A 15,242-nucleotide genomic window follows, 5' to 3' on the forward strand; every position below is an offset into this window, starting at 1 on the left:
TGACTATATTAAACGCTATTAAACGCTTTAGCTCCCGACGATCGCGCTATAGCGAAAACATCTCGTTAATCATACCGTGGTAGCGCTCCATCACAACGTTGCGCCGAATTTTCAGCGTTTGCGTTAGGAAGCCGTTTTCGATCGAAAACGGTTCGCTCAACAAGCGGAAAACGCCAATGCGATCGTCCGGACGATATCCCGGACGCGCTTTTACCAGTCGCACTAATTCTTGCCGGAACAATTCTTGAACGGCTGGATCATTCAAATCCACGCTGCCGCCCTTCCACTGTTCTAGGGCTTCGAGGTTTGGCACAATCAGTGCGCCCAGCATTTTCTGATCTTGTCCAACTAGCATGATCTGATCAATGTAAGCGCTCCGGAGACAGGCATCTTCGATCGGCTGTGGTTCGATGTTCTCACCGTTGGTTAAGACGATCGTATCCTTCGCTCGTCCGGTGATGATTAAATCATTGTGCTGCGTCACCATGCCCAAATCTCCAGTATCAAACCAGCCTTGGGGGTCGATCGCTTTGGCAGTGGCTTCTGGGTTCTTGTAGTAGCCCTGCATAATTTGTGCGCCCCGCAGCAGAATTAAGCCGCGCTGCCCAACGGGTAAATCTTTGTGGGTTTCCGGGTCAACAATCCGGGTTTCGGTGCCGGGAAGCGGTTCGCCATCGGCTCCACGCACATTCCGCCACGGACGACGCGCATGGGTAATCGGAGCCGTTTCTGTCAGCCCGTAACCTCCCAGAATGGTGATGCCCACAATTTCAAAAAAGTCTTCTAAATGCTCTGCGATCGAGCCACCACCACTGACCACAAACTTCAAACAGCCGCCCGTACCTTGTCGAACTTTCTCATAAACCAAGCGATCGCCTAATTTGTGAAACGGATAGCGGAGTGCGGCTTGCATTTTTGCGCTCAATTGTTCCGCACTCGACGGATTGAGGTTATCTAAGTTCAAATTCTCAACGGTGCGTTTCGCCAAAATATACTTTTGGCTCTGTCCTAAAAAGAACTTCACAAGCTTCTGTTTCTTTGCAGGCTGATCGCGGAACTGCTTCTGAATGCCTTCGTAAATCGATTCCCACAAACGCGGAACCCCAACCATATAGTGCGGCTGGTATTCTTTGATATCTTTCTTCACAAAGCGGATGTTGGTATAAATCTGAGTACAGCCGTTGGAGAACACAAAGTATTCAAAGGTGCGCTCATAACAATGCCAAATCGGAAGAATGCTTAACACACGCTCTCCGGGCTGCAACAGCGCCACATCATACGCACCGTTCACTTCATACAGCAAGTTGCCGTGGCTGAGCATCACGCCTTTTGGCATTCCTGATGTGCCCGATGTGTACATCAAGGTCGCTAAAGTGTTTCGGTCTTGCTGCACAGGCTGAATCGAATGAGTTTTACCAAGCTCAATCACTTCTGAAAACTTCAGCACTTTATAAGTGTCCGAACTTGCCGTTTCATCGGTCAGCAAAATCACAAATTGGATCGGAACTTCTGCCAGAATTGATCGCAGCTTTTTCAATAGTTCCGCATCTTGCAGCACTACTCCCACTGAGCCGCTATGCTCCAGAATGTAGCGTAACTCCAGCGGATCAGCCTGTGAACCCCGCACCACATCCACCGCACCCGATCGCATAATGCCTTGGTCGGCAATCAGCCAGCGCGGACAGTTATCCGAAAACAGCGCAATTCGGGCTGGAAGCTCATCGCTTGCATCGGTGTGAATGTCTAGCGCCTGAATCCCCGCCGCAAAAAGCTGCATCTGCTCATACAGTTGAGCATAGGTCAGCTTAACCTCTGGCTGACTATGCGGATCATGAACTGCCAAAACATCAGCAAATCGCTTGGCAGCGATCGACCAAAGTTCGGGGAGCGACTGCACATTACGATAAGGGGCTTGTTCAAACGGCACAGAGGGGTAGGCGCGGCTCATGAGCAAAACTCCTGTGGGATGAGTGTCTAATACTAACGATATTGCTTAAATCGCAGGTTAAACCATTGAGGGCAGACAGAATTCATTGTGGCTGATGAGCGCCCCTCTTGCTGAAAAAATTTGCCGAGTGCGATCGGGGTCTTCTTCGTTCCAGATCAGTGCTAGGCTGTGAGTCGAAGCGTTTGGAGATTGAACCATGCCAAGAGCAGTTTGGAACGGCGTTGTTTTAGCCGAGAGCGATCGCACCGAAACAGTCGAGGGGAACCAATACTTTCCACCCGACTCAATTCATTCTGAATATTTTCAAGACAGCAGCACCCATACCACTTGCGGTTGGAAGGGCGTTGCCAGCTATTACAGCATCGTCGTCAACGGGCAAACAAACAAAGATGCGGCGTGGTACTATCCCACCCCCAAAGATGCCGCGAAGAACATCGCAGGCTACATTGCTTTCTGGAAAGGAGTCAAAGTCGAAGCCTAGCTACCAAATCTTCGCCATTTGAAGCACAAAGCCCGGTAATTCTGGTTCAGCACTGACCGAATCCGGGCTTTGTATGATCTGATGCATCGTATTCGGGCGATAGACATGAACAGTGCGCGGATTGCGATCGATCAAAAATCCCAATCTCGCACCATTGTCGATGTACTCCTGCATCTTGAGTTGAAGGTCGCTCAAACTATCACTAGCTGAGCGCAACTCAATCACAAAATCCGGGCAAATCGGGGCAAACGAAGCTTTTTGCTGATCGCTCAGTGCATTCCAACGATCGAGCCGAATCCAGGAGGCATCAGGAGAGCGTGTTGCACCGTTGGGCAGAGTAAAGCCTGAACTAGAATCAAACCCGATTCCAGTACCCTCTTGCTCTGCCCAGACTCCTAGCTGTACCGCAAGGTTAAAGTTGCGGTTTCCAGTATCAGAAAAAGTTGGGGGCATAATGATCACTTCTCCGGTTGCAGTCCGTTCAATCCGTAGCTCAGAATTCGCCATGCAGAACTCGTAGAACTGTTCAGTCGTCATCTGAGCTAGGGCGGGAAAGTGAACGGCTAAAGGAGTGTGTTCTGAGTGAACCAGCAGTGTTGTCATTGTGAGCCTTGCAGTAGAACAGGGAATGCAGTTAGCCTGCGATTTTGAAGCGACTGGGGTTTTCTCCAACTTTCTCATAAGTTCCTTTTCTCATGCCATGCGCCATCATCAATGCAATCCGCTTCCGCGCTTCGGGCATGTTCACACTGGGCAATGAACCGTAGAGAACTTCAATCATCTCATCAGTCGTGTAGGTATCGCTAGGTGAGCCGCTCATCACTTTGTAAACCGCTTCTGCCGGAGTCATTCCTTTGAAGTCTCGCTTCATTGTGGCATCAAACGGAACAGGCGGTTTAACATTGCGCTTCTGCTTGGGTGCATCTTCGCTCTTTTTGCCGCGTGTTTTCTTCTCAGGAGCAACTGTCGTTTCTTCTGTTGCTTTTGCTTTGCCGCGTCCTTTGCGCTTCGGTTTTGCCTCTGCTACTTCTGCGATCGCGGGCACTTCGATCTCGATTTTCTTACCATTGGTCGAAGGGGCAATTTCTCCACCTAACAAACCATTGAGGTACTCCAAGGTTTTATCAATCTCAGAGGTTGCTGCTGCAACTGCTTCTTTGATGATCGCTTCGCGGTCATTGGTGAGACGATCGCGTTCTTGTTCTAAGTTCTGTCTGACTGATTGATCTAAAACTGCGTAGGGCATTGTTGTGAACCTCACTGTAAATGTTTCTGATTGTAGTGCTTCTTTGATCAATCAGAACAATAAATTTGCAATTTTCTGTGTTTATTTTGCCTTTTTTTAGTTCAAGCGACGATTGTTGATCAACTATCAGATCCTACAATGCTTACTATCTCAGTCTTTCAGCCATTTTGATAGTTGATCACAGTATTGAAAAATTTGCCTGTAAGTCCAGCGGCAAGGGTTTCAGAGAAATCGGGTACTGCGGTTTGTCTGTCCAAAATTTTACGAGTACCCGGATGAGTTGACTACTTAGATTCCCAATCGAAGTTGATCAGCTTTAGATGTTCCGGATGGGTTAACAGTTCTTTTGCCAGTAGATACCCTGCGATCGTCCAGGTTTGATACCTCCGCGCTTCTTTGCCGATCAATCGAGCATCGGGGCCGTCATAGTATTCGGGGAAGTGATCTTCTAATAAGCGACGTTCTGCAACGGCGATCGCATGATGTGCGAGTTCTCCGCGATCCATCTTTTTCGCGGCTGCGGTTAACATCCAGAGCAATACGGGCCAGCTTCCGCCATTGTGATAAGACCAAGGACGATTCTTCGGGTCGGCTCCGGTAACAATCCGCCATTCCACATCTTCGAGTGCAGGATAACAAAGCTTCATCGGCATCTGTCCGACCAAATCACTCCAGCGAAGTTCGATCAGATTGAGAATTTTGTGGGATTGTCGTTCGGTGGCGAGTGCAGAGACGATCGACATTAAGTTCCCCAGCGCGAAGAAGCGGACATCAAGCTGAGAAGGCCCTAAGTTGCCTGCCATGTATCCGCCTGCTTCAGGGAGCCATTTGGCAAGGCGATAGAACGGAATTGAATCTGAATAGATATTGAACTGATTCAGCGCCTCTTCGCCGTATTCTTCGACCCGATAGCGGTAAATTACGTTTAAGCGGTCTGGATCGAGCCAATAATGCTCTCTGAGTTGTCGTCTGAGGGGAATGAGGCGGCTGTGAATGCCCTGAATCATTTTCTGATTGTCCTCATTTTCGACGAGCAGTTCCAGACTAGAGCGCAGGGCAGCATAAAACAGCGATTGAATGTCGAGCGGATGCCCATACATTCCCATGCGACGATCGATCATGCTAGCTCCATCCGGCACAAGCACCATTGGATACATATCAAACCGAGTCACTAAACAAAGCTCGAGAATAAAGCGGATGCCTTCTTGAACATCGGGCCGATGAGCAAAATCGGTTTCTCCGGTGGCAATCACATAAGCACGCAGCAGAATGATCCACCACAGTCCTGAATCGGCGGGAGCCACGCGACCGATCGCATGATCACCAAAATCAGCTTTGAGATACTCCCCGCCTTCGTAGGGAATGACTTTGAAGCTTGCAGGCATCAAGCCGCGGCTGGGTTTAGAAGAGTCGAATTGCGTGGTTTTGGGTTGGAGCCTTAAGGTTTCTTCGAGAAAGTGTTGAACAATCTCAGTTCTGCCACGCATCAGAAACAGGAGTGCAGAGGAGATAAAGTCTCTGACAAAACATTGATCGTAGTTTAAGGCGATTAGATCTGTGTCACAGGCTGCGATCGTGCCAATCTCTCGACCTTGATAATACAGAACGGATTTTTCTAACAGTTCCCAGGCTTTCTCTTCGATGCTCAACGTTCTGACCTCGAAATCAACAAAGGTCTATCCTAGAGCAATTCTTCTAGCATGGTATGGGAGTTTACGATCGATTTATCTGTGTGAACTGATGCTATTGGCTCAATGTTTTGATTTTCTCGATCGCTAAGTCAACGTCTGGTAAAGCCTGCCCTCGTCGCTGGACGGTTTCAATTCAATATTGTTGCCCTAGCTCTTTTCGACTCGGCAACGTCCTTCGTTTGCACAATCTAATCGTTTCTGCCGCTCAGCCACGATCGCCCTTAAGTCCGGTCTTCCCGTCAGCATCAGTCGCCAATCTGCCCAAATCTCATACAGCTTATCCGCAATCCAACCGAAGATTGGGATTCTTGTAATCGCATAGACCCATCCCATGCCGAGAACTTCGTAAACGCGCCGAAACACCTCGACATTTTTGATCGTGCTGCCATCGGGCAATACGGCATGAATCCGACCCATTGCCGTTTCATAATCAATCCCGCCGTTCTCGTCTGGTGAATAGTTCTCGTCGGCAATGTCAACAAACGCGACTAAACCACGATCGTTGTCCCGCTTCTTCAAAAAATTCACTTCGCGCATACAAAGCGGACATTCACTATCGTAGAGCAGCTTAATTTTCCAGGTTGGGGTAGCAGACATTGCAGGTTCAATCTAATTTTCTTTAATTTAACAGTTTGTAACGCTTGCGGTGGACTATAGGTGATTCACTTTGGTTTTAAGCTGTTTGAGATTTGCTGTTTGAGATTATTTATTGTTTGAGATTATTTATATTGGGGCGCGAACTTGCGATGCGAGTATCAGAGGTAACGACATGACTGAATCTCGTTTTCCAAAAACGGCGGTGCTGGCATTGCTAGCGATCGCAATTCTCTGGGGCTACAGTTGGACGCAGATGAAGCTAGGGGTGCAATATTCCTCGGCGTTTACATTTGCAGCACTGCGAAATGTGGGGGGCGGCTTAGCACTTCTGATTGCCCTGATCGCAACCAAGCAACCGATCCTTCCGAAAGCTGTACCAATGACTTTCTTGTTAGGGCTGCTACAAACCGCAGGATTTAGTGGCTTTGCAGCTTGGGCATTGGTCAGTGGGGGAGCCGGGAAAACTTCGATTCTGGTTTACACAATGCCGTTTTGGACATTGTTGTTGGCATGGTACTTCTTGGGTGAGCGGATTCGAGGAGTGCAATGGATCGCGATCGCAGTTGCCTTCTCTGGATTGTTGCTGATTCTTGATCCGTTTCGGCTGCAAGGTTCGTTGATCAGTGGATTGTTTGCCGTGTTAGCGGGATTAAGTTGGGCAGGCGGCTCGATCGTGGCAAAGAAAATTAATCCAAAGTCAGTCAATCTATTGTCGCTGACAACTTGGCAAACGCTGTTTGGAACTATACCCCTGATTGCGATCGCGCTCTTTTCGTCGCCTCCCCCGATTCAGTGGAATTCGACCTTTAAGAGTGCTTTGGCGTATAGTGTCTTGCCCGGAAACGCGATTCCGATGCTGTTATGGATGTATGTGCTAAGACAGCTTCCCGCCGGACTATCGGGGTTAGGAATGCTGATGACTCCGGTGTTAGGAGTGACGTTTGCAGCATTGCAGCTTAGAGAAATTCCGCAATTTCATGAATTGATTGGAATGGGCTGTGTGGTGAGTGCATTGATTCTGACTTCGATCGTAAACCGCAAGTAGCTATCGCCAGTTCGATCGATTCCAGTCGTACACGCCTTGAATTTCATATTCCTGCCCATTGTCAAAGCGAATTGTGCAGCGCGTTTGTTGTGAATTGTCTGATTCACTCAGTCCGATGACTGTGCAGGTGTACCATTCTTGATCATCGGCTTGCACCCATTCCCATAGAGCATTGGAAACTTCAATGCGATCACCAATATTCAGTCGGGTTTCTTGATCGCGGTAGGCTGCTAAATCTTCAGCCGTCACAGAATTGAGCCACGATAATCCATATTGATCTCGAATAAACTGCATTGCTCCAGAATTACGATTTTGCAGCCAATCGTTTAGAAGCGATGTTTTCCAATCGGACTGTTGGGCAAACTGTAGAACGGCTTGTCGTTGTTCCTCAGTCAGTTGTGTGAGCGGATTCGATCGCGTTTCTTGCTGCAAAGTCGATCGCAAGATTTCTTTTTGGTCTGCATCTAGCGGATGGCCGAGGCGTTCACACTGCTCGAACGCTTTTTGCAGTAAGCTATCGAAGTCGAATTCGCTCATAGTTCAATCTGTAAGGCGAGTTGATACAGTTGACGACGAGGTAAAGTGGTTTGCTGAGACAACTGGCGACTCGCTTGCGATCGGGAAATCCCTTGCTTCAATAATGACAACAACTCTGCTTTTAAGACTTCTTCTGTGAGGGGAACTTCGGTTGGCTCTGCTCCAGAAACAATCAGCGTAAATTCGCCCTTTGGCTCATGCTTGGTGTAATGGTCGATCGCTGCTTTCACTGTCCCGCGCCAGAACTCTTCGTGTAGTTTGGTGAGTTCACGCGCCAAGACAATCAAGCGATCGTCTCCTAAAACTGTTGCAATGTCAGCGAGTGTTTTTTGCACTCGATGAGGCGCTTCGTAGAAAATTAAGGTGCGATCGTCGGTGATTAACCGTTCGAGATGTTCACGCCGCTCTGTTTCTTTAGCAGGGAGAAAGCCCTCAAACACAAACCGATCGCACTTTAACCCTGAAGCACTCAAAGCTGTCATCGCTGCCGTTGCGCCGGGGATTGGAACAACTGAAATTCCTACTTCTGCACACGCTTTCACCAGTTCATACCCTGGGTCAGAAATTCCGGGCATTCCTGCATCTGTCACAAGCGCGATCGATGTCCCTTGCTGAAGACGATCGACCAGTTCGATAGTTCTAGAATGGCGATTGTGATCGTGATAGCTAACTTGCGGGGTTTTGATTTGAAAGTGCTGCAAGAGTTTTCCGGTGTGGCGCGTGTCTTCTGCGGCGATTAGGTCTACCGTTTGCAGAATTCGCACTGCCCGAAACGTCATGTCTTCTAAGTTGCCCAGTGGTGTGCCCACAATATATAGAGTTGCTGTCATGAAGTGAATTATGGCAAAACATGGACTGTTTGTGGGCTTAGTGACGCTGGATTTAATTTATCTTGCAGATGCACCCCCGATCGCAAATCAAAAAATCGTGGCACAAGACACGACGATCGCGGCTGGAGGCCCTGCCACCAATGCTGCGATCGCTTTTCAACAGTTGGGCAATTCCGCCACATTAATGGGTGCGATCGGCTCACATCCCATCTGTCATTTGATTCAATCTGATTTACAATCCTGCGGTGTTCAGATTGTGGATCTCGCTCCAGCTAAAACCGAATTGCCGCCTGTCTCTTCGATCGTCGTAACAAAATCCACGGGAGATCGTTCAGTCGTTTCGATCAACGCAGTACGATCGCAGATTGATCCAGACCGCATTTCACCAGATATTCTCGACAATATTGATGTTGTATTAATTGATGGACATCAAATGGCGATCGGGGCAAGGCTTGCGAAAATGGCAGACGATCGCAGCATTCCAGTTGTAATTGATGCAGGCAGTTGGAAGCCTGGATTTGAAACCGTTTTACCTTGGGTGAATTATGCAATTTGTTCTGCGAGCTTTCATCCCCCGACCGATCAAACAGTATTTGAATATCTGCGATCGTTTGGAATCCCACACATGGCAATCACACACGGAAAGAATGCCATTGAACTACCAAATCATAAAATCAATGTCCCCCAAGTTCCTGTGGTTGACACGCTGGGTGCAGGAGATATCTTTCACGGTGCGTTTTGCCACTATATATTAATGTGTGATTTTCACACTGCACTGTCTAAAGCCGCCCAAATTGCTGCTTATTCCTGTCAATTCTTCGGTACTCGCGAATGGAGAAAATACCAGACCTATAATAATGAAGCCGATTGAGCGGGTAAGAGCGATGAATTTTGAAGAAATTTGTACCATTGCACGAAGAGTTGGCTGGGGAGCCGCGAACATTCTGATAGAACAATCGCGTAGCTTTGAGGTAGAAAAATCTGGCGATAGTCCTGTCACTTCGGCGGACATTGCTGCCAACACCTACATCCTAGAGAAACTACAATCGGTTTTCGACCCACAAACCTTCGCCTACCTCAGCGAAGAAACTTATCAGTCTCAGCCTGCCGAAGTGCGCTTAAATCGTCCTTGGGTATGGATTATTGATCCACTTGATGGCACAAAAGACTTTATCAATCGCACCGGGGAATATGCAATGCACATTGCTCTCGCTTATCAAGGTCGTCCCGTTGTTGCGATCGTCGCTTGTCCTGCATTCGGCAAGCTCTATTCTGCCACCTTAAAGGGCGGAACCTGGGTCGAAACTGAAAACGGCGATCGCACTCGCATCCAAGTTTCAAATAAATCAGACTTTACCGATTTAACCGTCGTTGCCAGTCGCAGCCATCGCGACGTGCGGTTCAATCAATTAATGGAACAATTCCCCGTCAAACAACAGCGTCAAATTGGTAGCGTCGGCTGTAAGATTGCGGCGATCGTCGAACAGCAGGCGGATCTTTATCTTTCTTTGTCGGGTAAGTCTGCCGCGAAGGATTGGGATTTCGCGGCCCCCGAACTCATTCTCACCGAGGCAGGCGGACAATTTACCTATTTTGATCAATCTCTCGTGCAGTACAATCGCGCCGATGTGAATCAATGGGGCGGAATTCTCGCGAGTAACGGAAAAATACACGCTCAGCTTTGTGACACCGCGATCGCACTACTTGGAGAGATTGATAAGCGATAACTATCTATTAAGTTTCATCACTTTTCCTGATTTAAGGTTGAATGCAGAGGTGTGAGTGAAAGTCAGGTTCGATCAGGCTGTATAGTATTAACGTACTAACCGCTCAAAAATAATCCGGCTCATAGAGCAAAGAAGGAACTCTCACCCTTCAGTTTGCCTCTACGAAAGGAGCTTGTTTTCGCTTGCATTTCCTCAACCCTACAACGTATCCCGATGAAACTAAATCGTACAGGGCGGCTATCTCGTAGCCTAGTTTTGTTTGTGCTCAGCCTTGGTGTGTTCGTCATGCTAGGGTGGTCTCGTCCCTCGATCGCCGTTCAAACGGGCGAACTATTCGCAAGCAACCCCTCGACCCAGATTAACGTCCGCACCAGTCCGTCTACTACTGCTCCACTAGCAGGCATTGCTTTTCCGGGCGATCAGGTTCAAATTCTCAGCACAACCCAAAGCCGAGACGGGTTTACCTGGTATCAGATGCAGTCTAACCGTTCTGGAATCGTCGGCTGGGTACGGGGCGATTTAGTGAGACCCTTTGGTGCAGTAGCCCGACGAACGGTAGCCCCCTCGATCTCAGCCGCTCAACCCGTTGTAGCTCCTCAACCTCAAGTCTTCACGCCCGCGAAAACAGCAGCCGTAGAAAAGAATCTGTTCATTCCCGTTCCGCAAGTCTCCAACTGTGCTCCCGTCTATCCAGTCCGGCCTCCTGTCGTGAATCAAGGCTTTGGACGAGTCAGCGATCCCTTCAACGCTAGACAGAGCCATTTTCATACAGGCATAGACTTCGATGGCAAGATTGGCACTCCAATTAACAGTCCAGTCTGTGGAACTGTGTTTTACGTCGGACGGGAACAAGACGGAAATAGTTACGAATGGGGCTATGGTTGGCACGTCAAAATCCGCGACAGCGAAGGGAAGATTCATCTCTTCGCTCACATCAGTAAAGCCTATGTCAAGGTAGGACAGACTGTTACATCGGGTCAGTTAATCGCAGCGATCGGCAACAATGGAAATTCCACGGGGCCGCATCTGCATTACGAAATTCGTCAAGGGGCAGATACTTATCAAAGCGCGATTAACCCCATGCCATTTCTCGCACTTGTTCGACAGGCGGACGGTTCACAAGCTGGACTCATCCTGCCGACTGAATACCGATAGCCGCTTCAGTTCTAGCTCTATTTGCGCGATTTAAAGAAAAAGGTTCAGGAGAGGATGCTGCCTGAACCTTTCTCTTTTAAACGCTCGGATTTGAATTATCGAAGCCAGCTTGAAGACACCCAACCACCGCTCGAAAGTTGAGAATACCCACCACTGACTCGACCCGATAGCCGTACAACCGAACCATTTGAGAGGCTGCCAATTACGCTGCCCGAAGGACTCGATCGAATCAACAAGCTACCGCCATTCGTCGAAACGGTTGCTGAGGAGACACCAGGACCACCCGTGTTCGGACTGGTGGTATAAGCAGAAGAGAACCAGCCACCATCGGGTAACTGATACCAGCCGCCGGACTGCCGGATGACACGCACGGTTTCACCAGGATACAAAGGTCTGCCGTTCAAGCCGTATCCCACTCCAGGGCCGTTACGAACATTCACCGTAGTCGTTGCTCTCACCGTTTGGTTGGTCGGAGTTCCAATTGGGCCAGGACCACCCGTGTTCGGACTGGTGGTATAAGCAGAAGAGAACCAGCCACCATCGGGTAACTGATACCAACCGCCAGACTGCCGGATGACGCGCACGGTTTCACCGGGATACAACGGTCTGCCATTCAAGCCGTATCCCACTCCAGGGCCGTTACGAACATTCACCGTAGTCGTTGCTCTCACCGTTTGGTTGGTCGGAGTTCCAATTGGGCCAGGCCCCCCTATGTTGGAGCTGGTGGTGTAAGCGGAAGAGAACCAGCCACCATCGGGTAGCTGATACCAACCATTCGATGAAGCAACTACGCGCACGGTTTCGCCTGGATACAACGGTCTGCCGTTTAAACCGTATTGCGATCCAGGGCCGTTACGAACGTTGAGTGCAGAAATGCTATTGCTCACTCTGACATATTGTGCCGCTTGAGCCGATGGGACGTGAGTAACAAGCACCGAAGTTGCTAATATAAACCCAGCAAAGCCGACCCAGGCAGAACTAGGGATGTTTAAACACCACTTTTTGAGCGATCGTCCTAAGCGCACCAGCTTTGAGGTTGTGCCAGTCGTTATAGTTCCAGCGTAAATAGATTCTTCCATGGTTCTCCTGATGATCTGAAACAAAGTAGTTTTATTTTTGACCCGGAGCCAAGTTTAAGCAGTTATATTGCTGGGTCGTTTAGGTCTTACCCAGACACAGGCAGACCCACTACCAAACCGAATAATTCGACTCTGTGTCATTGCAATTTTACTAGCGGTTTTTAGTCGAATTGGTCGTTTGTTACATTTTTCTACGTTTGTGAATAAATGTACATCAAGTTCAGAACAAACTTAAATTTTCGCTCAGAAAAATCGAACAAATCGCTTGTTTACCAGGGCGAAAAACGGCGATTGCGATCATCCTGAACTGTTGAGAAAATAGGAGTAATCACCGCGTCCTAATCGATCCGAGTTGCAACCACAGCATAGAATGGATCGCCGCCTGACAGCCCAAACATTTGAAATATTGCCGGGGTTTGTGACTGTTTTGTAATCACTTCGGGTTGCGAAAATCCGGGAACAGCTTTGAAGTATTGTTTCACCAAGTTAACGCGATCGCTCTCACTCGCATCGCGCCAGGCTGCGATCGCTTTTTGGTAGAACATGCGATTCGAGAAGCTAATAATTGCGATTCCGCCCGGTTTTAGAATTCGATGAATCTCGGTGAAGATCGCTTCGGGATACTGGATATATTGCACCGAAACTGTATTCAATACTGCATCAAACGACTGATCCGGCAAAGGTAGCTTCGGGTCTAAGTTCAAGTTCCGCACAAAGTAATGATTGAGTCGCGGATTGCGGGCGAGTTCTTCTGCATTGAGTCCATGTCCTTCAACATGCTCAAACTGCACATCGTCCGGAAGATGCGACACCCAGCTACTCATCATGTCAAAGATGCGGGCGTTTGGCTTTAAGCGATCGCGATACAGATCTGTCAACTGCTGAATAAACCCTTCATCAACGTGCGTAACGAAGCGAGGAGACTCATAAAACAGAGCATCGTTAGAAGGATCTAATTTTTCGCGCTGATTCGGATTAAGCAACATGATCGCAGCACTATGACATCAATGAAGTTATGTTAACAAATAATTTTGCTTCATTCTCTGCCTTAAGAACTACAGCAGCTCGCACTAAGAAGGAACCTTAATGATACAAGCGATTAATTTTAGAGAAATACCATGCCCGATCGCTCAAAAAACGCCTCAGAGATTTTTTACATTTCTCCAGGCTGTGTATTTCTTAGCAAAGCCGTAAACGCTCCTGCCCCTAAACGATCTTGGGGAAAGATGCGATAACAGAATTGATCGGATAAGTGCGATCAGTACTCCCTTAACTGCGGAACTTCGGCAGATTCAAACTGCGGAAGCTTGTCTAAAATCCAATCACCTGCTCATTTGCATCTGAGAACAATTGACGACTGAGCTTAATCAGTAAATTAGAAGACTTTCCCATTGTGCTGTTGAATTCGCTCTGCCCAAACCTGGCTTTGCTCCAGGGTCAACACAATTTTCTTATAAAACTCGTTCTCTAGCTCCAAAACTAAATACTGACCAGAACGAGTCGTATACCAGAATTCCTTACCTCGATCGGTGTAATAAGTTCCTGCTTTAATAATCCCCGGAAAGAACGTACCCGGAAGCCTCACATCTGTCCAACTACTCGGTGGCTCCTCAGTCGTCACTTTTGTAATATGGCTCAATGGAATGTACAAATCGGCATTGTAGTAAAACGCCCAGAACCGCTCTGCCCAATCTAAGTCAATCTTTAACTGATCATTGGAGATAGATAACTGCATAGTTCTAACCCAGGTTATGAAACTGATTCATGAAAGTTTGATCGATCACATCTTTCATCCGCCACAACAATCGCGATCGCACTCCAAATTTGCCATACGATGCAATTGCCGATCGATCCCCTGTTCCAATTAGGCTAAGATAATTGCTCTGCGGATGATAGGCTCTCAGAGGTTGATGGTTCAGCGCAGCAGATAGATTCTGAAACAATGGCTTTCCTTGCCTCACCGCAAACACCCCTGCTTTTGGACGCTCATAATGAATCATGGTGGCAATATCACCCGCCGCAAACACTTGAGGATGCGACACCGACTGCAAAGCATCATTCACTAAAATAAATCCTTGTTCATCTACCTTGAGTCTAGATTGCCGAAGCCAACCTGGTGCAGAGGCTTGCGTCACCCAAACGATCGCATCTGCATCAAATCCCTCAACTGCTTCAACCACTGCGCCTAAATGCAACTGAATGCCTCGCTGAATCAGCAATTGTTTTAACTGACGACGCACCCAAGCGTTATGTTTTGGCATAATCTCACGATCGCGCTGAAATAGATGAATCGTGGTGTTTGGCAAACGATGCTGCATATTTAACGCAAGCTCAACACCGCCCGTTCCGCCCCCGACGATCGCTAACTGTTTAGGATTCTTCTGGGCAAACTCATCCCACCACTTGAGAAACTTCGAGATCGGTTTCGCCCCAATTCCTTGCGCTCCTGAAGGAATGTTTGGGGTACTGCCAATATCAATCGACACCCAATCAAACTCAATCCGATGGTGCTGACACATAACTTGATTGCGCTCTAAACCAACTGCTCGATCGACAATCAATCGAGCATTAGCAAACTCACAGAGCGATCTGAGATTAATATGACATTCTTGATATGAATAAAATCCTGCTACATGACCCGGCAGCATTCCCGAATACGGCGTATCTTCTGCTTCAGAAATTAAGATAATTTGCACCCCAACGATCGGATTCAGCCCAAACTGACGCAATGCGATCGCGTGACTGTGTCCTCCTCCGACTAAGACTAAATTTTTCATGTTAATTCGTGCACTTTCTTCAGTTTAACAGTGGCTTCGCCTAGCCGCAGGCACCGACGACTGTAAGAACACCGACGTAGAGATACAATCAATGCAAAAAATCCGTCAAAACCCGCAGCTAGAACTGCC

At 48.2% G+C, this 15,242-nt stretch carries 16 protein-coding genes; 5 read left to right on the forward strand and 11 right to left on the reverse strand.

Annotated elements, in window-relative coordinates:
* Positions 1–46: 46 nt before the first annotated feature.
* Positions 47–1,948, reverse strand: a complete 1,902-nt coding sequence (locus tag NC980_RS03055; RefSeq protein ID WP_190379657.1) for an AMP-binding protein — start codon at positions 1,946–1,948, stop codon at positions 47–49.
* Positions 1,949–2,144: 196 nt separating this feature from the next.
* On the opposite strand from NC980_RS03055, the gene NC980_RS03060 reads away from it, so the two are divergent.
* A complete protein-coding gene (locus NC980_RS03060; RefSeq protein WP_190379659.1) occupies positions 2,145–2,429 on the forward strand; it encodes a DUF427 domain-containing protein in 285 nt (94 codons plus the stop codon).
* Here the strand turns inward: NC980_RS03060 and NC980_RS03065 are convergent, their stop codons facing one another.
* The 4 genes from NC980_RS03065 to NC980_RS03080 form a co-directional block, all read right to left on the reverse strand.
* The gene (locus NC980_RS03065; RefSeq protein WP_190379660.1) at positions 2,430–3,032 is read right to left on the reverse strand and encodes a Uma2 family endonuclease; all 603 of its coding nucleotides are present in this window, start codon (positions 3,030–3,032) and stop codon (positions 2,430–2,432) included.
* Positions 3,033–3,063: 31 nt separating this feature from the next.
* Complete coding sequence (locus NC980_RS03070) at positions 3,064–3,675, reverse strand: hypothetical protein (RefSeq protein WP_190379661.1); 612 nt, start codon at positions 3,673–3,675, stop codon at positions 3,064–3,066.
* A gap of 284 nt (positions 3,676–3,959) precedes the next feature.
* Positions 3,960–5,324, reverse strand: a complete 1,365-nt coding sequence (locus tag NC980_RS03075; RefSeq protein WP_190379662.1) for a glycoside hydrolase 100 family protein — start codon at positions 5,322–5,324, stop codon at positions 3,960–3,962.
* A 189-nt stretch (positions 5,325–5,513) separates the two neighbouring features.
* Positions 5,514–5,963 carry a DUF393 domain-containing protein gene (locus tag NC980_RS03080; protein WP_190379664.1) on the reverse strand — a complete coding sequence of 150 codons (450 nt, stop codon included), beginning with the start codon at positions 5,961–5,963 and terminating at the stop codon, positions 5,514–5,516.
* Between the two features lie 172 nt (positions 5,964–6,135).
* Between NC980_RS03080 and NC980_RS03085 the strand changes: the two genes are divergently transcribed.
* Positions 6,136–7,008 carry an EamA family transporter gene (locus tag NC980_RS03085; protein WP_190379665.1) on the forward strand — a complete coding sequence of 291 codons (873 nt, stop codon included), beginning with the start codon at positions 6,136–6,138 and terminating at the stop codon, positions 7,006–7,008.
* Here the strand turns inward: NC980_RS03085 and NC980_RS03090 are convergent, their stop codons facing one another.
* Positions 7,009–7,545, reverse strand: a complete 537-nt coding sequence (locus tag NC980_RS03090) for a hypothetical protein (RefSeq protein WP_190379666.1) — start codon at positions 7,543–7,545, stop codon at positions 7,009–7,011.
* Positions 7,542–8,375: a 16S rRNA (cytidine(1402)-2'-O)-methyltransferase gene (gene rsmI, locus NC980_RS03095; RefSeq protein ID WP_190379667.1), complete on the reverse strand. Its 834-nt coding sequence runs from the start codon at positions 8,373–8,375 to the stop codon at positions 7,542–7,544. Before rsmI ends, NC980_RS03090 begins: the two co-directional genes overlap by 4 nt.
* Positions 8,376–8,385: 10 nt before the next feature.
* Between rsmI and NC980_RS03100 the strand changes: the two genes are divergently transcribed.
* The 3 genes from NC980_RS03100 (at position 8,386) to NC980_RS03110 (ending at position 11,257) form a co-directional block, all read left to right on the forward strand.
* Entirely contained in the window at positions 8,386–9,246 is an 861-nt protein-coding gene (locus tag NC980_RS03100; protein ID WP_190379668.1) for a sugar kinase, read from the forward strand.
* A 13-nt stretch (positions 9,247–9,259) separates the two neighbouring features.
* Positions 9,260–10,102, forward strand: a complete 843-nt coding sequence (locus NC980_RS03105) for an inositol monophosphatase family protein (RefSeq protein ID WP_242027233.1) — start codon at positions 9,260–9,262, stop codon at positions 10,100–10,102.
* A gap of 213 nt (positions 10,103–10,315) precedes the next feature.
* Complete coding sequence (locus NC980_RS03110; protein WP_190379670.1) at positions 10,316–11,257, forward strand: peptidoglycan DD-metalloendopeptidase family protein; 942 nt, start codon at positions 10,316–10,318, stop codon at positions 11,255–11,257.
* A 95-nt stretch (positions 11,258–11,352) separates the two neighbouring features.
* Here the strand turns inward: NC980_RS03110 and NC980_RS03115 are convergent, their stop codons facing one another.
* From NC980_RS03115 to NC980_RS03130, 4 genes are all read right to left on the reverse strand, one after another.
* Entirely contained in the window at positions 11,353–12,336 is a 984-nt protein-coding gene (locus NC980_RS03115) for an SH3 domain-containing protein (protein ID WP_190379671.1), read from the reverse strand.
* A gap of 338 nt (positions 12,337–12,674) precedes the next feature.
* Positions 12,675–13,322: a class I SAM-dependent methyltransferase gene (locus NC980_RS03120; protein WP_190379672.1), complete on the reverse strand. Its 648-nt coding sequence runs from the start codon at positions 13,320–13,322 to the stop codon at positions 12,675–12,677.
* Between the two features lie 389 nt (positions 13,323–13,711).
* On the reverse strand, positions 13,712–14,071 hold the full coding sequence (locus NC980_RS03125) for a hypothetical protein (protein ID WP_190379673.1): 360 nt from the start codon (positions 14,069–14,071) through the stop codon (positions 13,712–13,714).
* A gap of 4 nt (positions 14,072–14,075) precedes the next feature.
* A complete protein-coding gene (locus tag NC980_RS03130) occupies positions 14,076–15,113 on the reverse strand; it encodes an FAD-dependent oxidoreductase (RefSeq protein WP_190379674.1) in 1,038 nt (345 codons plus the stop codon).
* Positions 15,114–15,242 lie beyond the last annotated feature (129 nt).

The organism is Leptolyngbya sp. AS-A5 (assembly GCF_039962495.1).
Classification (GTDB): domain Bacteria; phylum Cyanobacteriota; class Cyanobacteriia; order Leptolyngbyales; family Leptolyngbyaceae; genus Leptolyngbya.